Annotated in this window: 21 protein-coding genes and 1 pseudogene; 11 read left to right on the top strand and 11 right to left on the bottom strand. The window is 62.9% G+C overall.

Translation table 11 applies throughout. The annotated features are described in order from the left end of the window. Positions 1–8 precede the first annotated feature (8 nt). From LHFGNBLO_RS13600 to LHFGNBLO_RS13580, 5 genes are all read right to left on the bottom strand, one after another. Positions 9–860 (bottom strand): citryl-CoA lyase, encoded by an 852-nt coding sequence (locus LHFGNBLO_RS13600; RefSeq protein ID WP_258608137.1) that lies wholly within the window; start codon positions 858–860, stop codon positions 9–11. Further along, positions 857–2,035: a CaiB/BaiF CoA transferase family protein gene (locus tag LHFGNBLO_RS13595; RefSeq protein WP_258608135.1), complete on the bottom strand. Its 1,179-nt coding sequence runs from the start codon at positions 2,033–2,035 to the stop codon at positions 857–859. Before LHFGNBLO_RS13595 ends, LHFGNBLO_RS13600 begins: the two co-directional genes overlap by 4 nt. Positions 2,036–2,050: 15 nt before the next feature. Continuing rightward, a complete protein-coding gene (locus LHFGNBLO_RS13590; RefSeq protein WP_258608133.1) occupies positions 2,051–3,574 on the bottom strand; it encodes a tripartite tricarboxylate transporter permease in 1,524 nt (507 codons plus the stop codon). Between the two features lie 4 nt (positions 3,575–3,578). Then, on the bottom strand, positions 3,579–4,115 hold the full coding sequence (locus LHFGNBLO_RS13585; protein ID WP_258608131.1) for a tripartite tricarboxylate transporter TctB family protein: 537 nt from the start codon (positions 4,113–4,115) through the stop codon (positions 3,579–3,581). A gap of 126 nt (positions 4,116–4,241) precedes the next feature. Continuing rightward, positions 4,242–5,228: a Bug family tripartite tricarboxylate transporter substrate binding protein gene (locus LHFGNBLO_RS13580; protein ID WP_258608129.1), complete on the bottom strand. Its 987-nt coding sequence runs from the start codon at positions 5,226–5,228 to the stop codon at positions 4,242–4,244. A gap of 203 nt (positions 5,229–5,431) precedes the next feature. Between LHFGNBLO_RS13580 and LHFGNBLO_RS13575 the strand changes: the two genes are divergently transcribed. After that, a complete protein-coding gene (locus tag LHFGNBLO_RS13575) occupies positions 5,432–6,184 on the top strand; it encodes an IclR family transcriptional regulator (protein ID WP_258608123.1) in 753 nt (250 codons plus the stop codon). Between the two features lie 94 nt (positions 6,185–6,278). On the opposite strand, the gene LHFGNBLO_RS13570 is transcribed toward LHFGNBLO_RS13575, so the two are convergent. Continuing rightward, positions 6,279–6,491, bottom strand: a complete 213-nt coding sequence (locus tag LHFGNBLO_RS13570) for a hypothetical protein (protein ID WP_258608120.1) — start codon at positions 6,489–6,491, stop codon at positions 6,279–6,281. A gap of 9 nt (positions 6,492–6,500) precedes the next feature. Between LHFGNBLO_RS13570 and LHFGNBLO_RS13565 the strand changes: the two genes are divergently transcribed. Next, positions 6,501–8,981: an EAL domain-containing protein gene (locus LHFGNBLO_RS13565; RefSeq protein WP_258608117.1), complete on the top strand. Its 2,481-nt coding sequence runs from the start codon at positions 6,501–6,503 to the stop codon at positions 8,979–8,981. A 19-nt stretch (positions 8,982–9,000) separates the two neighbouring features. On the opposite strand, the gene LHFGNBLO_RS13560 is transcribed toward LHFGNBLO_RS13565, so the two are convergent. The 3 genes from LHFGNBLO_RS13560 to LHFGNBLO_RS13550 all read right to left on the bottom strand — a co-directional run bounded on the left by LHFGNBLO_RS13560 (position 9,001) and on the right by LHFGNBLO_RS13550 (position 11,039). After that, positions 9,001–10,101, bottom strand: coding sequence for an OmpA family protein (locus tag LHFGNBLO_RS13560; protein WP_258608114.1), 1,101 nt, complete (start codon positions 10,099–10,101; stop codon positions 9,001–9,003). Between the two features lie 67 nt (positions 10,102–10,168). After that, a complete protein-coding gene (locus tag LHFGNBLO_RS13555; RefSeq protein WP_258608112.1) occupies positions 10,169–10,708 on the bottom strand; it encodes a GNAT family N-acetyltransferase in 540 nt (179 codons plus the stop codon). 100 nt (positions 10,709–10,808) lie between these two features. Beyond that, a complete protein-coding gene (locus LHFGNBLO_RS13550; protein WP_258608110.1) occupies positions 10,809–11,039 on the bottom strand; it encodes a YdeI/OmpD-associated family protein in 231 nt (76 codons plus the stop codon). A 166-nt stretch (positions 11,040–11,205) separates the two neighbouring features. Between LHFGNBLO_RS13550 and LHFGNBLO_RS13545 the strand changes: the two genes are divergently transcribed. The 4 genes from LHFGNBLO_RS13545 to LHFGNBLO_RS13530 all read left to right on the top strand — a co-directional run bounded on the left by LHFGNBLO_RS13545 (position 11,206) and on the right by LHFGNBLO_RS13530 (position 14,978). Next, entirely contained in the window at positions 11,206–11,661 is a 456-nt protein-coding gene (locus tag LHFGNBLO_RS13545; RefSeq protein ID WP_258608108.1) for a DUF2214 family protein, read from the top strand. A 261-nt stretch (positions 11,662–11,922) separates the two neighbouring features. After that, positions 11,923–12,900: a tripartite tricarboxylate transporter substrate-binding protein gene (locus LHFGNBLO_RS13540; protein ID WP_258608107.1), complete on the top strand. Its 978-nt coding sequence runs from the start codon at positions 11,923–11,925 to the stop codon at positions 12,898–12,900. A 97-nt stretch (positions 12,901–12,997) separates the two neighbouring features. Continuing rightward, positions 12,998–13,459 carry a tripartite tricarboxylate transporter TctB family protein gene (locus LHFGNBLO_RS13535; RefSeq protein ID WP_258608099.1) on the top strand — a complete coding sequence of 154 codons (462 nt, stop codon included), beginning with the start codon at positions 12,998–13,000 and terminating at the stop codon, positions 13,457–13,459. 10 nt (positions 13,460–13,469) lie between these two features. Further along, complete coding sequence (locus tag LHFGNBLO_RS13530; RefSeq protein WP_258608098.1) at positions 13,470–14,978, top strand: tripartite tricarboxylate transporter permease; 1,509 nt, start codon at positions 13,470–13,472, stop codon at positions 14,976–14,978. Here the strand turns inward: LHFGNBLO_RS13530 and nth are convergent. Next, a complete protein-coding gene (gene nth, locus LHFGNBLO_RS13525; protein ID WP_258608096.1) occupies positions 14,938–15,762 on the bottom strand; it encodes an endonuclease III in 825 nt (274 codons plus the stop codon). The genes LHFGNBLO_RS13530 and nth overlap by 41 nt on opposite strands. A 22-nt stretch (positions 15,763–15,784) precedes the next feature. On the opposite strand from nth, the gene LHFGNBLO_RS13520 reads away from it, so the two are divergent. Further along, on the top strand, positions 15,785–16,279 hold the full coding sequence (locus LHFGNBLO_RS13520) for a DUF2244 domain-containing protein (RefSeq protein WP_258608094.1): 495 nt from the start codon (positions 15,785–15,787) through the stop codon (positions 16,277–16,279). Between the two features lie 10 nt (positions 16,280–16,289). Here the strand turns inward: LHFGNBLO_RS13520 and LHFGNBLO_RS13515 are convergent, their stop codons facing one another. After that, a complete protein-coding gene (locus tag LHFGNBLO_RS13515; RefSeq protein WP_258608091.1) occupies positions 16,290–17,105 on the bottom strand; it encodes a class I SAM-dependent methyltransferase in 816 nt (271 codons plus the stop codon). A gap of 145 nt (positions 17,106–17,250) precedes the next feature. Here LHFGNBLO_RS13515 and LHFGNBLO_RS13510 point away from each other — a divergent pair, with 145 nt between their 5' ends. From LHFGNBLO_RS13510 to LHFGNBLO_RS13495, 4 genes and pseudogenes are all read left to right on the top strand, one after another. Continuing rightward, positions 17,251–18,138 carry a methylated-DNA--[protein]-cysteine S-methyltransferase gene (locus LHFGNBLO_RS13510; RefSeq protein WP_258609710.1) on the top strand — a complete coding sequence of 296 codons (888 nt, stop codon included), beginning with the start codon at positions 17,251–17,253 and terminating at the stop codon, positions 18,136–18,138. A gap of 185 nt (positions 18,139–18,323) precedes the next feature. Continuing rightward, a complete protein-coding gene (locus tag LHFGNBLO_RS13505) occupies positions 18,324–19,232 on the top strand; it encodes a ribokinase (RefSeq protein ID WP_258608090.1) in 909 nt (302 codons plus the stop codon). Positions 19,233–19,240: 8 nt separating this feature from the next. Next, positions 19,241–20,691: pseudogene (locus LHFGNBLO_RS13500) on the top strand (amidase). Between the two features lie 109 nt (positions 20,692–20,800). Continuing rightward, the gene (locus tag LHFGNBLO_RS13495) at positions 20,801–21,415 is read left to right on the top strand and encodes a LysE family translocator (protein WP_258608089.1); all 615 of its coding nucleotides are present in this window, start codon (positions 20,801–20,803) and stop codon (positions 21,413–21,415) included. Positions 21,416–21,463 lie beyond the last annotated feature (48 nt).

Below are 21,463 nucleotides of genomic sequence, written 5' to 3'. Positions count from 1 at the left end.
GCAACGCCTCACCCGCTTTCATGGTCGGGTTCTGGAAAAGGTCGCACCGGGGTACCGGTATAGGCCCACAGCCATTCGCGCGGCAGCGGTCCCTTGTTGCGGTCGGTTTGCTGCGATTGTTCCCACGCATGCGCCAAGATGCCGACCGAGCGCGACAGGACAAAAAGGCCGCGCGTCAGCGGCGGCGGAAAGCCGAGCTCGCCATATATGACGGCGGTGGCGCCGTCGATGTTGAGCGGGATCTTCTTGCCTTTGCGTCGCGCGACCTCGGCCTCGATCGCCTCGGCGATGTCGGCGAAACGCCCGTTGACGATGCCGCGCGCGGCAAAGTCGCGGGTCACCTCGATCAGCCGCGGCGCGCGCGGATCGACGGGATGGAAGCGGTGGCCAAATCCCGGCACATAGCCTTTTTCCTCGGCGAAGAAGCGGTCGAGCCGCATCGATACGGCATCGCCCAGCGTCGCGCCCCGATCGAGCGCCACGGCGATGTCGCCATAGAAAGACAGCGCCTGTTCGCCGGCGCCGCCATGCACGTCGCCCAGCACATTGACGGCCGAGGCCATGGCGCTGTTGATGCCGACGCCACACGTGATGGCCATGCGGGCAATGGCGATCGACGGCGCCTGCGGCCCGTGGTCGACGGCAGCACCAAGCGCGATGCCGAGCAGCGCCGCCTGATCTTCGCTTGGCAATTCGCCACGCAGCATCAGCCAGATGACAGCCGGAAAGCTGACGCGGCCGATCAGATCCTGGATTTCGTAGCCGCGCAGCCGGATGACGCCGGGACGCATCTCGATGATATCGGTCTGCCACCATTCTTCACCACGCTCGCGGCCTGTCTTTTTCTCCCCGCCACTCATGCCTGTACCCTTGCGCGCGGCGGCAGGCTGGCAAAGACCTCGTCCATATGTTCGCCCAACGCCGGCGGCGGCAAGGTCGGCAATGGTGCTGCGCCATCGACCATGAACCCGCCGCGCACGACGGTCAGCGGCCGGTCCATGCCGGGCACACCCTGGAAACGAGCCGTCATGCCGCGCTCGATCACTTGGCGTTCCTTCAGCACCTGCGGGATCGTCAGCACCCGGCCCGCCGGCACGCCGGCGCGATTGAGCTTTTCTTCCCAGCTGGCTGCCGAGGCGCTCGCCAGGGCAGCCTCGATCAGCACCTTTAAGGCGGCGCGGTTGCGCTTGCGCGTCTCGCGCTCGGCAAAGCGCGAATCCTGCGCCAGTTCCGGCCGCCCGATCAACTGGCAGAGCATCACGAATTGCTCCTGCTTGTTGGCGGCGATGTTGAGCAGGCCGTCGCCGGTGTGAAACGCTCCGGAAGGTGCTGCGGTCATGTTCTCGTTGCCCATCGGCTGCGGATCGACGCCGGCGGTCAGATAGTTGGAGACCGGCCAGCCAAGTGCGGAGAGCGTGCATTCGAGCATCGACACGTCGAGGAAAGCGCCCTCGCCGCTCGTCTTCTGCTTCACCAGCGCGGCGGCGATGGCAAAAGCCCCGACCAGCCCACCCAGCGTATCGGCGACAGGATAACCGACCCGCAGCGGCGCGGTCTCCGGTGTGCCGGTGATGCTCATGATGCCCGAAAGTCCCTGGATGATCTGGTCGTATGCCGGATTGTCGCGCATCGGTCCGGTTTGTCCGAAGCCCGATATTGCGCAATAGACGAGGCCGGGCCGGACCTCTTTAAGCGTCTCATAGCCGAGACCCAGCCGGTCCATCACGCCAGGGCGGAAATTCTCGACCAACGCGTCGGCAGAGGCGACCAGATCGAGGAAACGCTCGCGATCGGCGTCCTTCTTGAGATCGAGCATCACCGATCGCTTGCCGGCGTTCTGCGCCAGGAACGAAGCGCCCATGGCGGCTTTGTTGAGCTCCGGCGAGGCGCCGAGCTGGCGCGCCAGATCGCCACCTTGCGGCGCCTCGACCTTGATCACATCGGCACCAAGTAACGCCAGCTGGTAGGCGCAGTAAGGGCCGGCCAGAACATTGGTCAGGTCGAGGACGCGAATGCCGGAAAGCAGATCGGTCATGACGTCACAAGCAGATCAGGCATCGCCAGGCACGTGCTCCGGTCCGCGCAAGCGCCTGTGCTGGATGTAGGCCCAGATGTGCGGCCCAGCCAGGCCGATCAAAGCCAGCGTCAGCAGCGCCAGCGACAGCTTGTGGGTGTAGAACACCGACCAGTCGCCATTCGAAATGGTCATCGCGCGGCGGAACTGCGTCTCGGCGAGTGGTCCGAGGATCATGCCGATGATGACAGGCGCTGTCGGGAAATCGAAGCGGCGCATGAGGAAGCCGGCAGCACCCAGCAGATAGAGGATGACGAGATCGATCGGCGATTGCGAGATGCCGTAGGTGCCGACCGTCGCGAACACCAGGATGCCGGCATAGAGCTGCGGCGCCGGGATCTTCAACAGCCGTACCCACAGTCCGATCAGCGGCAGGTTGAGAATGACGAGGATGACGTTGGCGATGAACAGGCTGGCGATAAGACCCCAGACGAGATCGGCCTGTGTTGTCAGCAGCAGTGGCCCCGGATTGATGCCGTAGCTCTGGAAGGCGGAAAGCATGATCGCCGCCGTCGCCGAGGTCGGCAATCCCAGCGTCAGCATCGGCACCAGCACGCCTGCGGCCGACGCATTGTTGGCGGCTTCCGGACCGGCAACGCCTTCGATGGCGCCGACCGTGCCGAACTCCTCCTTGTGCCTGGAGAGCTTTTTCTCGATCGCATAGGACAGGAAGGTCGGGATTTCGGCGCCGCCGGCCGGCATGGCGCCGATCGGGAAGCCGATCGCAGCACCCCGCAGCCATGCCTTCCACGAACGCCCCCACTCGGCGGCGGTCATGTAGAGCGACCCTTTGAGCGGCACGATCTCGTCCTTGCCGGCATAGCGGCGTGAAGCCATGTACAGCGTTTCGCCGACGGCGAAGAGGCCGACGGCGGCGATGATGACGTCGACACCATCGAGCAATTGGTTCATGCCGAAGGTGAAGCGCGGCTGCCCGGTCTGCAGGTCGACGCCGATCATGCCGATGACAAAGCCGATGAACAGGCTGGTCAGGCCGCGCACCGACGACGAGCCGAGCACCGCCGAAACCGTGATGAAGGCCAGCACCATCAGCGAAAAATATTCAGCCGGGCCGAAAGCCAGCGCGAACTTCACCACGACCGGCGCCAGGAAGGCGACACCCAGCGTGCCGATGGTACCGGCAACGAAGGAGCCGATTGCCGAAGTAGCCAATGCCGCGCCACCGCGGCCGGAACGGGCCATCTTGTTGCCCTCGAGCGCGGTGACGATGGTGGCGCTTTCGCCCGGTGTGTTGAGCAGGATCGATGTCGTCGAGCCGCCATACATGGCGCCGTAGTAGATGCCGGCAAACAGAATGAAGGACGCCTCCGGCGCCACCTGGTAGGTGATCGGCAAGAGCAGGGCGATGGTCAGCGCCGGCCCGAGGCCGGGCAGCACGCCGATTGCGGTGCCGAGCGTGGTGCCAAGCAGGCACCACATGAGATTGACTGGCGTGAAAGCGACCGAAAATCCGTGTGCAAGATGGCTGAGCGTTTCCATGGCGTCAGCCCCTCAACATGCTGATGATCGAATCGATGGCCGTATTCAGCTGGTTCTCGATGAAGCCGGCGCCGATGTTGACGCCAAGCGCCCGTGCAAAGCCGAAATAGGCCGCAAGTGCCAGGATCAGGCCGGTCAGCGCGTCACGCAGCGTGTGCCGGCTGCCAAAGCCGTAGCAGATGAGAACGAACATGATCACGGAAGCCGCGGTGAAGCCGAGCGGCTGGATCAGCACCAGGTTTGCGATCAGGCCGGCGACGACGAAGCCCATCGCCTTCCAGTCGGTCGGCGTTTCCTTTTCTTCCTCGGGCTGCCAGCCACCGCGTATTGCGGCGACGATGAGAAGCAGGGAAAGAACCACCATGCCTACCATGGTGAGGTAGGGGAAGACAGTCGGGCCAACCTTGGAGTAGAGCGGCGACACCGGGATCGCCAGGGTCTGCCAGGCTACCGCTCCGGCGCAGGCCAGAAGCCCGATGCCGATCAACAATTCGGGCATGGCAAGGCGCGACGGCGCCGCCTGCTGGTCGCTGGTGCTCATGATCGTCCTCCCAAGACGGCCGGCATCCCACGGCCGACCTCAACGTAGTTTCACCCCCGATGGATCATATGTCCATGCGGAGGTGAAAGTCTAAAAAGGGGTGGCGCTGGCCGCCCCTTCAAGACATCAGGCGAGGCCGAGATCCTTGAGGATGGCCCCGATGCGGGCGGTGTCGTCGGCAAGGAATTTGGCATAGTCGTCACCGGTGAGCAGGATTTGCGTCCAGTTGCGGTTCTTGCATTCGGTGGCCCAGGCCTCGCTCTTGGCCATGGTCTCGATCAGCGTGACCATTGCTGCCTTGTCGGCGTCGGAAACACCCGGCGGTGCGAAGACGCCGCGCCAATTGAACAGCTCGACATCGATGCCGGCTTCCTTCAGCGTCGGTGCGTCGATGCCGTCCTGGCGCTTGTCCGCGGAAATGGCCAGCAGGCGAAGCGCGCCCGCCTTGACTTGCTCGGAGAATTCGCCGAAGCCCGAGATGCCGGCCGCGACCTGGTTGCCGAGAAGCGCCGACAGCGCCTCGCCACCGCCCGCGAACGGGACATAGGAAAGGTTGGTTGCCGGAACACCGACCGTCTTTGCGATCAGGCCGAACAGGATGTGGTCCGAGCCGCCGGCCGAGCCGCCGGCCACCGGAACCTTGGTCGGATCGGCCTTGAGGGCCGCAACGAAATCGGCGGCCGTCTTGAACGGCGAGTCTGCCGGCACCACCAACGCCTCGAACTCGCCGGTGAGGCGGGCGATCGGCGTGACTTCCGAGAGGTTGTTGGCGGATTTGTTGGCAATGATGGCGCCAACCATGACCATGCCGGCAACCATCAACGAATTGCCCTTGCCGTTCCACTGGCTGATGAATTGCGGCAGACCGACCGTACCGCCGGCGCCGCCGACATTGGTGATCTGCGAGCCTGAGATCAGTTTTTCACTGCGCAGCACCTGGTCTATGGTGCGCCCTGTCTGGTCCCAGCCGCCGCCGGGCGCCGCCGGTACGAAGATCTGGATCTGCGGCGCGTCCTGCGCGAATGCCGGTGTGAGATGCAACGCCGCAAAACCGGCGGCGCCGGCCGCCGCGGTGCTCATTAAGAATTTGAAGAATTTGCGTCTGTTCAGCATGGGATTCCTCCAAATCACGACACCTCCTCCGGTGCCTGCCAGTAACGTAGCCTGAATTCAGACCCGCTCGACAAAAATTCATGCCGATTTCACGTCGTTCTGTCAACAGGAACGGCGTTCTTCTAGACAGAACAGGTTACATGCGGCACAATCCTTTCACTCAGCTCCGCCCGGCTGGGAATCGAAATGAAATCGTCAAGCAGATGACTGAAGCGCCAACCAAGCTTGCATCGACCGAAGGCGTTGCCGCGCTCGATCGCGCAATCGCCATTCTGGATGCCTTCGCCACCGCCGACCGGTCGCTCAGCCTTGCTGAAATCGCAGCGCGAACCGGTCTTTACAAGAGCACGATTCTGAGGCTGGCGAACTCGCTGCTGCGCGGCCAGTTGCTGGAACGTCTCGACGACGGCCGCTACCGTGTCGGCCCGGCCACCTTCAGGCTTGGCGCGCTTTACCAACGTTCGGTGGTGGCGGCAGACATCCTGCTGCCGATCATGCGCGACCTCGCTGATCGAAGCTGGGAAAGCGTTGCTTTCTATGTCCGCTCCGGCGATGTCCGCACCTGTCTCTATCGTGTCGAGTCGAAGCACCCCATCCGCTACACCATCCGGGAAGGCGATGTGCTGCCATTGTTTTCCGGTTCGGGTGGCCGCGTGCTGGCGGCGTTTTCCGGTCAGCAAGGTGAGCCATACGACACCATCCGCGCAACCTACCACTTTCTGTCGCTGGGTGACCGCGACCCCGAGACAGCGGGCGTATCGGCGCCGGTGTTCGGACCGGGGCGCACCTTGCTCGGGGCATTGACGCTTGCTGGCCCGAGCACCCGTGTCGACGCGGCCTTTCTCCAACGCATGACGCGACCCTTGCTGGAAGCGGCTGCCCGCGCCACCCGCGCTTTCGGCGAAGATGCTTCAGCGCTGGAACTTGCGAGCCTGAAGACAGATACAAGCTCGTAGAGGAATGTGGCGTAGCCGGCTCACCCGCCATGCCATATTGCAGACGTCACGAAGTGAGTGCGTTGCAAAAGCAATAAAATGCATAAGATTTTATCTAAAGATTATCTTTCAGACGCTGCGTAATATTCATTCTCAGAGAAATAATAATTTCAGAAACAAAATATTTGAAGAATTTAGTGGGCGTTAAGACCAACGTGCTAGTCGGTTTGCTGTTGCTGTTTACAGAGCAACACGAGGTAAAGGCATCGCCTTGGCCGACATCTGTATCCGTCGGCAGGCCAGTCACGGGGATCATGGCAATTTCCATGGAAGCTCAATGAAGCTTTCACCGACAGACACCAGCCCCCGCCTTCTCGGGCTCGTCTGGCCATTCATCATTGTCGTTCTTGTCCAGGCCCTGGTCGCCAGCGGCAGCCTTTACACCCTGTCGGCGGTTCGCGCCTATGTGGGTGGCGAGAGCCATTGGTCGAAGGGGCAGAAACACGCCATCTATTTTCTTAGTCTTTATGCCGATACCGGCAACGACGATTTTTTCGGCGAGTATCGCGCGGGCATCGCCGTTCCGCTCGCCGATCATTCGGCACGGCTTGCGCTTGAACAGGCGGAGCCCGATACGAATGCGGCGCGCATCGGCTTTCTGCTGGGCGGAAACCACCCCGATGACGTGACGGGGATGATCTGGCTGTTCCAGAATTTCCGTGGGGTGAGCTACCTCGACATGGCCATCCGGCATTGGACCGACGCCGACAGCATGATCCTCGCGATCGACCGGCTCGGCACCTCGATACACCAGGCGTTCAGGAAGGGGCCGGCGTCGCCGGCGCAAATCAGCGCCTGGAAGGAAGAGATTCGTCAGCTCGACCATCAAATCAGCCACTTCTCCAAAGCTTTTTCCGACAGTCTCGGCGAGGGATCCCGCTTCATCATGATGGCGCTCATGATGGCCAATCTCGCTACCGCCGCTTTGCTCATCCTGCTTGCCGTATGGCGCACACGCAAACTCCTGGCGCAGCGTCGGGCTTTTCAGAATGCTCTCAACGCCGAACGTGAGCGGGCCCAGATCACCCTGGCCTCTATCGGCCAGGCCGTCATCAGCACCGGAGCAGACGGACGCCTGGACTATATGAACGCCGTCGCGGAATGTCTGATGGCATGCCCGTTCAGTGCAGCCAGGGGCAAACCGGTCGCGTCGCTGTTCCGGCTTGTGGACAAGGACACCGGCGTCGAAGAACCCCGGTTGATGGAGCGCCTGCTGGCCGGCGAACCGTACGGCGCCAACGCCCGCCCGCAACTGCTGCGGCGCGCTGACGGCTCATTTGTTCCCGTCGCATTGACCGGTGCGCCACTGCTGGTTTCCGGCCATGTTGTCGGCGCGGTCCTCGCTTTCCACGACATGACGCGCGAACAGGATTACATCGAGCGGCTTTCATGGCAGGCGTCGCACGACGCGTTGACCGGGCTTGTCAACCGCCGCGACTTCGAAAGCCACCTGGAAAGGGCAATTGCGGAATTGCAATCCCGCCAGCATGCGTTGATGTATCTGGATCTCGACCAGTTCAAGCTTGTCAACGATACCTGTGGTCATGCCGCCGGCGATCAGTTGTTGCGGCAGATTTCCGTGTTGCTCGGCAACCCGCTGCGACCCGGCGACATCCTGGCCCGATTGGGCGGCGACGAATTCGGTGTTCTGCTCCTCGATTGCAAACCGGATCTCGCCGCCGACATCGCCGAACGGCTGCGTGCGACCGTGCAGGATCTGCATTTTGCTTGGGTCGGTCGGCCGTTCAACATCACCGTCAGCATCGGCATGGTCCAGATCACCAACGGCAAAATCACGATCGAGGAGACCCTGCAAGCCGCCGATGTCGCATGCTACATGGCCAAGGAAAAAGGCCGCAACCGGGTCCAACTGCACAGCGACGGCGATACGGCCTTGCGGGAGCGCTTCAGCGAGATGGCCTGGGTTCAGCGTCTGCACGCAGCGCTGGAAGAAAACCGCTTCAAGCTTCATGCCCAGGAAATCTGGCCATTGAACGACGCGGCTGCGGAAACCGGCGCCCATATCGAGATCCTGTTGCGGCTGACGGACGAGGACGGCCTCATCGTTTCGCCAGCCAGTTTCATTCCGGCAGCCGAGCGCTACGGCCTGATGCCTTTGATCGACCGTTGGGTGGTGCGCAACACCTTCGGCGTTCTGGCTGCACGCCTTGCCGATCCGCGAACCGCCCCAATCGCTACCTGCGCCATCAATCTTTCCGGAGCGAGCTTTGGCGACGAGACGTTCCTCGGTTTTCTGCGCGAACAGTTTCTCGCCTACGGCATTCCACCGAAAATGATCTGCCTGGAAATCACCGAGACCAGCGCCATAGCCGACCTCGCCAACGCCATCCGCTTCATTGCGGACCTACGCGAACTGGGTTGTCGCTTCGCCCTCGACGACTTCGGTTGCGGCATGTCGTCCTTTGCCTACCTGAAGCACCTACCTGTCGACTACCTCAAGATAGACGGCAGCTTCGTCAAGGACATGCTGGAGGATCGCATCGACCGTGCCATGGTCGAGATGATCCATCATATCGGCAAGGTGATGGGCAAGCGCACCATCGCCGAATTCGTCGAAAGCGAAGGCATTGTCGCTGCGTTGAAGGAAATCGGCGTCGACTATGCCCAGGGCTATGCGATCGCCCGGCCGCAACCCTTCGATGCTTCGACGAGGTTGTTGAATCCAGGCCCAACACCACCCGGTGGGGACGGCGATCTGTGGAGCGGCCTTGCGCGCAAGCTGCGCAAGGCCGGATGACTAGAGAAGCCCGACTTCGTCAGTTCAGCTTGACCAGAACCACGCGGCGGTTCTTGGCGCGGCCCGTTTCATCGTCGTTGCTGGCAACGGGCGCCATCATGCCGGCGCCGGCCGCGGTCAATCGCGCATCGTCGATGCCATATTTCGACACCAGCGCCGCCTTGACCGATTGCGCCCGCCGCGACGACAGGTCGAGATTATAGTCGAAGGCGCCTTGATTGTCGGTGTGGCCGACAACGATCACCGCCATCTTCGGTTCGTTCGCCAGAAGCGTCGAAATCTCCTTCAGCGTCGGTTCCGATTCCGGCTTGATATCCGCCTTGTCGGTGTCGAAGAAGATGCCGTACAGCGAGATGCTGCCTGTGGCAGTCAGCGAATCCGCCATCTTGGCTGCCTCGACCACCACCATCTTCTTGTCGCGCGCCTTGGGTTCCAGCACCTGGACCACGGCAGCGGTGCGGCCGTTGAGTTCCTTGCAATAGCCGTCGTCGATCATCGAATAGGCCTGCACGGTGACATAGGCATCGCCGCCGTCCTGCGGCACCTTGGCGGCGAAAAAGCGCTGATCGTTGATGCCCGAGGTCAACGCACAAGCGCCGTTGGAAAAGCTCGCGTCCTTGATGTCGCTTTCGTGGAAGAAATACATCATCAGGCTCATGTCGCCGCCGCCGCCGCTCGACGAACGGTCGCCGGCACCACCGCACTCTTCCTTCTTGCATTCGAACAGGATTTCACCGCCGGCCGCCTCGACCACATCCTGGTAGTTGCGCAGCACTTCGAGCGGCGAGCGCTCGGCCGGCAGCACATAGGCGATCCGGGTCAAGGCGCCTTCGATTTCGGCCTTCTTGTCCGGCGCGAACACACGGTTGTTCATCGTGTCACGCGCATCCGCATCGGCACTTGGCTTCAGCGGCGACAGCGGCACGCTGAAGTCGGTGTAGGCAAATTTCTCGTAGGAGACGATGAAGGAGCCTTCGTAACGCTTGGCCAGATGGTTGTCGGCGGCACCCTCGATATCGGCGGTCGGCACCGTCGCGTCGGCTGCCGCTAACCGCAGCGTCAGCGTGAGCACAAGTCCCGCCCAGAAAAGCTTTGCAATTGTCGCAGTGATTGCCTGCATCGTCTTGTTCCTCCCTCGCGTGATGCTCGACGCTAGCAGAACAGGCAAATTCAGTCGATGAAGCACTTCACACCCGCCGTTCCAGCAGGATCGTCGCTGCGTCGTGATAGGTAGTCCGCAGCAATTCCCTGTAGCCGCACTTTGCCGCGACTTTCAGCGAGCCGGTGTTTTCCGGATCGATGATGCAGACGGTTCTTGCGCGCTCGAACGTCTCGTCACCCCAGGCGAGAACCCGTCCGACGACTTCGCTGGCGAGCCCCCGACCGTGTGCGTGCGAAGCCAGCGCCCAGCCTGCTTCCGGAATGCCTTCGATCGACGGCTCCATGTCACGCTTCAGATCGTGAAAACCGGCCTCGCCGATGAAGCGGCCGCTCGCCTTTTCCTCGATTGCCCAGAAGCCGTAGCCCAGCAGCGACCACAGGCCGGAATGACGCAGGAAGCGCATCCAGCTTTCCTCTCGCGTCCGCGGCTTGCCGCCGATGAAGCGGGTGACCAAGGGATCGGCCCACATCACGACATAAGCGTCGAAATCGTCCAGTTGGTGCGGTCGCAGGATGGTTCGCGGCGTCTCGATGACCGGAGCCGACCTGGTTTGAAAAGCATTCATGAAGTGCCTCGTTTGCGATGTCTGGCGTTAGCGAACCGCCAAAAGGAGGCAAGGGCCAGCAAGGCGATATCGCCTGCCCATCGACCGGCACGGCGATGGTTCAGCCGTGCCAAACCATGTTCATGTAAATGCCGCTGCGTTGCAGCTCATCGAGCATCTGGTCGAGCCGCTTCTGCTTGGTTTCAGGGCGTTTGGCGCGGGCAATCCAGCCTAGGTAATCGTTCTTCTGATAATCCGGCCGAGCCTCATAGGCCAACATTAATCCCCGCTCTGCAAGAGCGGTTCGGATATCGTCGGGCATCGGATTGAGGGCGCGTTTCAGCCTGGTCATGCGCAAAAACCTAAGCTGTCAGGATCTGGCGTCAATGGCGCCGATTGCCGGGAGTTCCGGTATGGGAATCTCGTCGAACGATGCTACCTTTCGCAACTGACCGATTCAGCGGGGCCGATTCAAACGCTCGGGTTCGACACTGGCCGTCCGACGGGAGAAAAAGAGCATGGACACCACCGATCTTGTGCTGGCGATCGTCCATCATCTGCTGGTATTTTCACTGGCAGGCATCATAGGCGCCGAGTTTGTCCTGATCCGCAGCGAATTGCCTGCCGCGACGCTCAAGCGGCTTGCCGGCATTGATCGTCACTACGGCATCATCGCCACGCTGATCATCGTCGTCGGCATCGGCCGCGTCTTCTATGGCCTGAAGGGCTGGGAGTTCTACGTCTACAACTGGATGTTCTGGGCAAAGATGGCAGCCTTCGCCATTGTCGGCCTGTTGTCGATCATCCCGACCATCCGCTTCATCTCCTGGAACAGGCAGGCCGCCGCCAGCCCCGGCTTCCAGGTGCCGGCGGCGGAACTTGCATCCGTACGCAGCTATGTACGCGCCGAAGCGTTCATCTTCCTGCTAATCCCGGTGTTTGCGGCGGCGATGGCGCGCGGCTACGGCTACTAGAATAGATCGAAGGAAGGGCAGAGGGGTCCGCAGCCGGCATTCGCCAACGCACAGCCGCAGATTTCCACCATGCGCATCCGCGTCCACCCAGGCCCCAAACATCTTTCCACCCATCGATCGCGGTCAATTGCGGATAAATGCAGTTTGCCGTTTGAGTCCGATTGCAATCTGCTAGCTTGTAACAATAGTTGCTCCATCCACAGCCGGTGTGAGAGGAAGTCGGCGTAGTGGTTGGCGTTCATATCCTGGGAGGAGAACACGATGAGAAAGTTCGTTAATGCACTCGCTGCCGCCGCTGCCGTCACCCTTTATCCGTTCGCCGCGGACGCCCAAACCTATCCCGAACGAACCATCACCGTTGTGGTGCCGTTTTCGGCCGGCGGCCCGACCGACACGGTCACGCGCCTCGTCGCGGAAGCCATGTCGAAGGATCTCGGCCAACAGGTCATCGTCGAGAATGTCGGCGGCGCCGGCGGCACGCTGGGCGCGGGCCGCGTCGCCAACGCCGAGCCGGACGGTTATACGCTGCTCCTCCATCATATCGGCATGGCGACCAGCGCGACGCTCTACAGAAAGCTTGCATACGACACGCTGAACGCCTTCGAATATGTCGGCCTCGTCACCGAGGTGCCGATGGCCATCGTCGCCCGCAAGGACCTTGAGCCGACCGATCTGAAGGGGCTGGTCGAGTACGCCAAGGCCAATAAGGATACGGTCACGGTCGCCAATGCCGGCATAGGTGCGGCCTCGCACCTATGCGGCATGCTGTTCATGAGCGCCATCAAGACGCCGCTGGTCACCGTCCCCTACAAGGGCACCGGCCCGGCCATGACCGATCTTCTCGGCGGCCAGGTCGACATCATGTGCGACCAGACGACCAACACCACCAAGCAGATCCAGGGCGGCACGATCAAGGCCTACGCTGTCACCTCGCCGGAACGCCTTGATGTGTTGCCGGACGTCCCGACGGCGACGGAAGGCGGCCTTCCCGAGGTGCAGGTCGGCATCTGGCACGCCCTCTACGCCCCCAAGGGCACGCCGGCCGAAATCACCGAACGCCTGTCGAAATCGCTGCAGGTCGCGCTGAAGGACCAGAACGTCGCCGCCCGCTTCGCCGAACTCGGCACCAAGCCGTCGCCCGAGGCCGACGCGACGCCGGCCGCGCTGAAGGCCAAGCTGGAAAGCGAGATCGCGCGCTGGAAGCCAATCATCGAAGCCGCTGGCCAGTACGCCGACTGAGGATTTGAACGGGGCGCCACCAGCGCCCCGTTTTCGCTTCGGCCCCCGTTTTCGCATTGCAACGTCGCGCCCGCGGCGCGGGTCTGGGAGGAAAATCATGAAGCCTTTTGCAATCGACAGGACCAACGGCATATGCGCCGCGCTGTTCATCTTTTTTGGCGCATTTTTCGCGCTGCAGTCGCTCGGCCTCGAAATCGGCACCGCCTTCCGCATGGGGCCGGGCTATTTCCCGCTGGTCCTGGCGATCGTCCTGATCGCGCTTGGCGTCGTCATCCTCGTCCAGGCAGTGCGCTTCGAGAGCGAGCCGATCGGCCACATTGCGTGGCGCGGCATGCTGTTCATCCTTCCCGCTCCGATCTTCTTCGGCCTGACGGTGCGCGGCCTCGGCTTCATCCCGTCGATCTTCCTGACGGCGCTGATCGCATCATTTGCCAGCGCCCGCATGAAGCCGCTGACCGCGCTCGTGCTATCGGCCGGCCTGACGCTGTTTGCGTTCCTCGTCTTCAGCTACGCACTCGGCCTGCCGTTCCAGCGCTTCGGCCCTTGGCTGCCATTGTGAGGAGATGACCATGGAACTCCTCAGTAATTTGGCGCTCGGCTTCTCGACGGCTACAACGCCGGCAAATCTCGGTTTCTGCCTGATCGGCGTCCTTCTCGGCACACTGATCGGCGTCCTGCCAGGCATCGGCGCCACCGCAACCATCGCCATGCTGTTACCGATCACCTTCCAGATCGGCGACCCGGTTTCCTCGCTCATCATGCTCGCCGGCATCTACTATGGCGCGCAATATGGCGGCTCGACCACCGCCATTCTGATCAACATGCCTGGCGAATCCTCGTCGGCCGTCACCGCAATCGACGGCTACCAGATGGCCAAGAACGGCCGCGCCGGGGCAGCACTCGCGATCGCGGCAATAGGCTCGTTCTTTGCCGGCACGGTGTCGACCTTCCTCGTCGCCGTCTTTGCCCCCCCGCTGACGGCGATAGCGCTGGAATTCGGCGCGGCCGAGTATTTTTCGCTGATGATCGTCGGCCTCGTCTCGTCCATCGCGCTCGCCCACGGCTCGATCGTCAAGGCGCTGGCGATGGTCGTGCTCGGCCTGCTGCTCGGCATTGTCGGCACCGACATCTACACCGGCACGCCGCGCTTCACGCTCGGCATTCGCGAATATGCCGACGGGCTGAATTTCGTCGCGGTGGCGGTCGGCGTCTTTGGCGTCGCCGAGATCCTGCGCAACCTCGAAAACGAGCACGAGCGCTCGGTACTGATCAGCAAGGTCTCCGGCCTTATGCCGACCCGCGAGGACTTTCGGCGCATGGCGGCGCCCATCGTGCGCGGAACGATCATCGGTTCGGCGCTCGGCATCCTGCCGGGAGGCGGCGCGATCCTTGCAGCCTTTGCCTCCTACACGGTCGAAAAGCGCGTATCGAAACACCCGGAGGAATTCGGCAAGGGCGCCATCGAAGGCGTCGCTGGACCGGAATCAGCCAACAATGCCGGCGCGCAGACCTCCTTCATCCCGATGCTGACGCTCGGCATTCCGGCCAACCCGGTAATGGCGCTGATGATCGGCGCGATGATCATCCAGGGCATCGTGCCCGGCCCCAATGTCGCGACCGAACAGCCAGCGCTGTTTTGGGGCATCATCGCCTCGATGTGGATCGGCAATCTGATGCTGATCGTCCTGAACCTGCCGCTGATCGGGCTTTGGGTGAAGCTCCTGACGATCCCCTATTACGTGCTCTTCCCGATCATCATGGCGTTCTGCTCGATCGGCGTGTACAGCGTCAACACCAACGTCTACGACCTCTACGCCGTCGCCTTCTTCGGCATCCTCGGCTACCTCCTGACCAAGCTGCGCTGCGAACCCGCGCCGCTGCTGCTCGGCTTCGTGCTCGGCCCGTTGCTGGAGGAAAACCTGCGCCGCGCCATGATTCTCTCGCGCGGCGACCCGACCACCTTCGTGACGAGACCGATCAGCGCCGGCCTGCTCTTCGTCGCGCTCGCCGTGCTCGTCGTCGTCTTCCTGCCGGCGGTCAAGAAGAAGCGCGAAGAGGTGTTTGTGGAGGAGGATTAGAATCGAGCGGCGCGAGTTCGACCAGCGGCGCCGGCACATCGGTCGTCTTCTCCTGAGCCTTGCAGATGTCGGCAATGACGCAGGCCGGACAATCCGGCTTGCGCGCCTTGCAGACATAGCGGCCATGCAGGATCAGCCAGTGATGCGCGTGGCGCATGAACTCGTCCGGGATGATCCTCAACAGCCCTTGCTCGACCTGCTCCGGCGTCTTGCCGGGCGCCAGGCTCAGCCGGTTGCCGATGCGCAAGATATGGGTGTCGACCGCCATCGTGTGCTGGCCGAAGGCCATGTTGAGCACGACATTGGCGGTCTTGCGACCGACACCCGGCAGCTTGACCAGTTGATCCCTGTCGTCAGGCACCTCGCCGCCATGGTCGCGGATCAGCACTTCGGACAGCGCAATGGCGTTCTTTGCCTTGTTGCGCCAGAGCCCGATGGTTCTGATGTAGTCGCCAACCTTGACCTCGCCCAGCGCCAACATCTTTTGCGGCGTATCGGCAACCTGGAACAGCGCCCGTGTCGCCTTGTTGACGCCGGCATCGGTCGCCTGCGCCGAAAGCACCACCGCCACCAGCAACGTGAAGGCGTTGACATGTTCGAGCTCACCCTTCGGCTCCGGCCGCTGAACGGAAAACCGCCGGAAGATCTCGTGCACTTCGGCCGGGCTGTAGAGCGACCCGGGCCGCACCGGCCTGGGGCGCGGCTTGGCATTCGAGCCGTCGCGGCGACCGGGCGGCAACTCAATTTCTTGGGTGGGGCAATTTTTGGACTTGGGGCTCGTCATTCCCTTCCTATAATATCCCACCATGAGCGACACAAACGCCTCATTTCAGGCCGACGAACCATTCTTCCATGCGCTGCTGACACCGCATCGGTCGCTGGGCAAAACCGGCTTTGCCATCCTGATGGGGACGCTGTTGTTCGGCTGGGTGGTGACCGGCGCGTTTTTCCTGTCGCGCGGCGCCTGGCCGGTGTTCGGTTTCTTCGGCCTCGACGTGATTGCTGTCTACATCGCCTTCCGCGCCAACTATCGTGCCGCCCGCGCCCGCGAGGAGGTATCGGTCTCGCGCACCAGCCTCGACATCCGCAAGACGGCTCCGTCAGGCAAATCGGAAGCGCATCGCTTCAATCCGTTCTGGGCGCGCTTTTCGATCGCCCGCCACGCCGAGATCGGCATCACCAGAATGGCAGTGGAAGCCCAAGGGCAGAATGTGCCGATCGGGTCTTTCCTGGACCCGGACTCGCGCGAAAGTTTCGCCACCGCCTTTTCGAGGGCACTGGCGACCGCCAGAACGCGTTAGACCCGTCACTTCAAAACCGGAAGCGCAAGATCCTGCCGACTTTGCGCAATGCGGGAATGTGTCTCCAAAGCCCGATGAACAATTTCGCGGACCAGCCCATGTGAGCTGTGCGTTCAGCGCTGTAGGCCGAGATGTCATCGACAAACCGCAACTTCGGAACGACGCGCTCCAGGTCGTGCGGGTCGTCGATCGCCCAGTGGACCTCGGCGCCCGTCGCCCTGATAGTCGGGTTGAGGCGCAGCAGCTTCAGGCCGAAGCGGCTGTAAGCGTCGAACATCAGTTCGCCGCTGGCAAGATGCGAAACAAGGCGCGACAACAGGCGTGGCCCCTCCTCGGCCGGAAGATAGGGCGTCAGTCCTTCCATCACCACAACGGCAGGTCGGTTGTGCGGCACCTCGGCCAGCCAATCCGGTTCGGTTACCGATGATGCGACCAGGTGATAATGGTCCCGCGAAGTATAAAGCTTGCGCCTGAGTTCGATGACATCCGGATAGTCGATATCGAACCACTCTACGCCTTCGGGCGGATCGACGCGGAAGATGCGCGTATCGAGCCCGCAGCCGAGATGCAGCACGATGGCGCCGGGATTCCTGGCGATGAAATCTTGAACACGCACGTCGAACGTCTTGGCCCGGATCGCCAGGCCGATGCCGAGATTGGTGTCGACCTTGAGCCGTGAGAAATCATAGTCGATGGCGCGCACCGCCTCATCGGCGAAGCGATCCCCGAGCAGCGAATGCGGCAGCCGACTCTCCAGCGCCTTGCCGTAGAGCGTCATCAGCAAGGTCTCCCTTGCCCCGGTCAGGTTCACCTTTTCGCCGGCCATCGGCATCCCCTGCTTGGCCTGTGTCTGTGTGGGCCAGTGTCTATCTGGTTGCCGGCGGCAACAAGGCAAGTTTCGGGTGGTGGCAAAGGGCGGGAAGAACGATATTTGCAGTCAAGGAGATATTGCCATGAACGCCCAGATGACCATGAATGCCCAGATGAAACCGTCAGCCATCCTTCAGAACGACATCACGCCCGAAGGCAGCGACTACGAAGTCGTGCGTCGCGCGATCGAGAAGATCAGCCTGGACTATCGCGACCAACCCTCGCTTGAGACATTGGCCGAGGAAGTCGGCGAGACGCCGACCGGCCTGCAGAAACTGTTCACCCGTTGGGCTGGCTTATCGCCCAAGGGCTTCTTGCAGGCTGTTACGCTCGATCATGCGCGCAAACTGCTCGATTCCGGCATGCCGCTGCTCGAGGCTTCGTTCGAGGTTGGCATGTCCGGCCCCGGCCGGCTGCACGATCTCTTCGTCACCCACGAGGCGATGTCGCCGGGCGACTACAAGACGCGCGGCGCCGGCCTGACCATCCGCTACGGCTATCATATCTCGCCGTTCGGTATCGCCCTGATTATGGTCACCGACCGCGGACTGGCCGGCCTTGCCTTCAACGACGCCGGCGGCGAGCGCGCAGCCTTCGCCGACATGTCGGGCCGCTGGCCGAACGCAACCTATGTCGAGGACATGTCCGCCACCGCACCCTATGCCGCTCGTATCTTCGATCCGACGCTGTGGCGTGCCGATCAGCCGCTGCGCGTCGTCATGATCGGCACCGACTTCCAGCTCCGTGTCTGGGAAGCTCTGCTGCGCATCCCAATGGGCAAGGCCTGCACCTATTCTTCGATCGCCGCCCGCATCGGCGCGCCGTCAGCAAGCCGCGCGGTGGGTGCCGCAGTCGGCGCCAATCCGATGTCCTTCGTCGTGCCGTGTCATCGGGCTCTCGGCAAATCCGGCGCTCTCACCGGCTACCACTGGGGCTTGACGCGCAAGCGCGCCATCCTCGGCTGGGAAGCGGGGCAGATCACGTCCTGAAATGGTTGACATGGAGCAACACCGGCGAAAACCTTTCGCCGGTGTTTTTCATTTCATGCCGAAAATGACATCACCTTGCTGACCTGAGCGAATGGCGAAATGACAGAGCGCCTGCCGCATCAGCATGCTCTGGAAAGCAGCGGTCTTACAGGGTAGCTTCCCGCGTATTCAGCAGGAGGCATTCCTTGATTATCGTTGTCGGCTCGATCAACCTCGACCTTATCGCCAATGTCGACCGTTTGCCCGCACCCGGCGAGACGGTGCGCGGCTCCGGTTTCACCACCGCGCCCGGCGGCAAGGGCGCCAACCAGGCGCTGGCGGCCGCCCGTGCCGGCGCCAAGGTGCGCATGGTCGGCGCGGTCGGCAAGGATAACTTCGCCACCGAGGCGCTGGCGCTGCTGCGAGACGGCAAGATCGATCTGTCCGGCGTCGGCGAAAGCTTCGCCTCGACCGGCACGGCGCTGATCATGGTCGGCGCCGACGGCGAGAACGTGATCGCTGTGGTGCCTGGCGCCAACGACTCGGTTCTGCCGGGCGATCTTTCCAAGGCTTTCCCGGGGAAAGGCGATGTCGTGCTGCTGCAGCACGAAATCCCGCTGCAGACCATCGATGCCGCGCTCGACGCCGCACGCGCTGCAGGCGCGATCACCGTGCTCAACACCGCCCCGTTCCGCGGCGAGGCCGCCGCCCTCCTCGCCAAGGCCGACTATGTCGTCGCCAACGAAACCGAATTCGACCTCTACGGCGAAGCAATGTCGCTGAAGGGTCGGGACCGCCCGGCACGGATGCGCGATTTTGCCGGCAAGACCGGCCGCACCATCGTCGTCACGCTCGGCGGCGATGGCGTGCTGGCCGCGACACCGGACGATTTCCTGACCATTCCGGCGCTGAAGATCACCCCGGTCGACACGGTCGGCGCCGGCGATACGTTTTGCGGCTATTTCGCCGCCGGTCTGTCATCCGGCCTGCCGCTCGAGCAGGCGCTCACTCGCGCCGCCGCCGCCGGTTCGCTCGCCTGCCTGAAGCCGGGCGCCCAGCCGTCGATCCCGCTGGCGCGCGATGTCGATGCTGCTTTGCAGAAACCCGCCGACTAGAAGAAGCCATGCGTCCTGTAACCAAACATGCCGTGCCCCCCGCCGGCGATATCTGCCGCCTGTCCGCCGTGGACCTTGCCGACGCGATCAGGCGCCGTCACCTGTCCGTGCGCGAGGTGATGGTGGCATTCCTCGACCGGATTGAAGCGGTGAACCCGCTGGTCAACGCCATCGTCTCGCTGCACGAGCGTAGCGACATCCTGGACGAGGCCGACACGGCAGACGTCCATCTGGCGCAGGCGGGGCATGCCGGGCCGCTGTTTGGCCTGCCGATCGCCATCAAGGACCTGGCTCTGACCAAGGGCCTCACGACCACGTTCGGCTCGCCGATCTTTGCCGATTTCGTCCCGCAAGAAGATGATTTCTTCGTCGAACGCGTCCGCAAGGCCGGAGCCATCGTTATCGGCAAGACCAACGTTCCCGAATTCGGACTTGGCTCCAACACCTACAACACCGTGTTCGGCCCGACGCTCAACGCTTTCGATCCGGCCGTGACCGCCGGCGCGGCTCGAGCGGTGGAGCGGCCGTTGCACTCGCGCTCGACATGGTTCCCATCGCTGACGGCAGCGACTTTGGCGGCTCGCTGCGCAATCCGGCCGCCTACAACAATATCTATGGCTTTCGCCCATCCCAGGGACTTGTTCCCGGCGGCCCTGACCTAGATGTCTTCCATGCGCAGATGGGCGTCGATGGGCCGATGGGCCGGAGCGTTCGCGACATGGCGCTGCTGCTTGACCAGCAGGCCGGTCACCACCCCCGCGCACCGCTGTCGCATTACAAGCAAGGTTCGTTCCTCGAAGGGCTGGAAACGGCTGCGGCTGGCGGCCGCATCGCCTGGTTCGGCGATCTCGGCGGCCATCTGCCCATCGAACCCGGCATTTTGCAGCTGTGTGAGGCCGCGCTGGCCCGGCTCGCGGACGCATCGTTCGTCGCGAAGCCGCTGGTGCCGGATGTCGACTTCGAAGCGCTGTGGCAGGCCTTCGTGACGCTGCGCCAGGCGACCAGCGGCTGCGCGCTGAGAGCTCACTACGACGATCCCGCAAAGCGCAGGCTTCTGAAGCCGGAGGCGTTGTGGGAAGTGGAACAGGCGCAGCAGCTGACGGCACCGCAGGTTTACGCCGCCACCGTTCGACGCTCATCCTGGCATCGAACGCTGCTGTCGCTGTTCGACCGCTTCGACCTCATCGCGCTGCCGAGCGCGCAGGTCTTTCCCTTCGATGTCGCGACCCACTGGCCGCAGGAGGTCGCCGGCCGGACCATGGACAGCTACCACCGCTGGATGCAGGTCTCTGCCTTCGCCACGCTGGGCGGCTGTCCGGCGGTCAACGTGCCGGTCGGCTTCGACGCCAAGGGCAGGCCGATGGGCATGCAATTGATCGGGCCGCCGCGCGGCGACCTTGCCGTGCTGAAAGCGGCCGCCGCCTATGAAGCGATGCTGCCGTGGCAGGCCGGTGCCTGAACAGGCTGGCATTGTCAGCGACGTTTCCTGCGGCTTGCACCGGCGTCGCCGTCATGCATGATCGCGGTTCGCCCGCGCCGAATAAGCGCATTCAGTCGAGGGAACTCCCATGTCGCTGGAATTCTACGCCGCCTATCTTGTCGCTTGCCTCGTCATCATCCTGGTGCCCGGACCGACGGTGACGCTGATCATCGCCAACAGCATCCGCCACGGCTCGCGCGCCGGCCTTGCCAATGTCGCCGGCACCCAGGCCGGGCTCGCCATCATGATCGCCATTGTCGGCATCGGCCTGACGTCGCTGATCGCGGGCATGGGGCACTGGTTCGAATGGGTGAGGCTGATCGGCGCCGCCTATCTGATCTGGATGGGCGTGCAGATGTTCCGCTCGAAAGGCACGCTGAACGCCGACGGAACGGCGAGGAAGCCGCGCGGCGGCTTCTTCCTACAGGGCCTGCTGGTGGCGCTGAGCAACCCGAAGACGCTGGTGTTCTTCGGCGCCTTCTTCCCGCAATTCATTTCCGCGGAAGGCAACTACGCTCTGCAGATCGTGGTCATGGGCCTCACCGCGATGGTCTTTGCCGCCGTGTCGGATTCGACCTACGCGCTCGCCTCCGCCCGCGCCGGACGCCTGCTGTCGGCCAGCCGCGTCAAGCTGTTGTCGCGGATCAGCGGCAGCTTCCTGGTGGGTGGCGGCCTGTGGCTGGCATTTTCAAAGGCGAAATGAGAGCGCCCCTTCCCTCGCCCCCGTTTACGGCGGTCCGAAGGACGGGCG

Origin of the sequence: Mesorhizobium sp. AR10, assembly GCF_024746795.1 — a bacterium.
In the GTDB taxonomy this organism is placed as follows: Bacteria; Pseudomonadota; Alphaproteobacteria; order Rhizobiales; family Rhizobiaceae; genus Mesorhizobium.
Note: the sequence above shows the minus strand (reverse complement) of the source record. Positions and strands in the feature narration are given on the sequence as shown.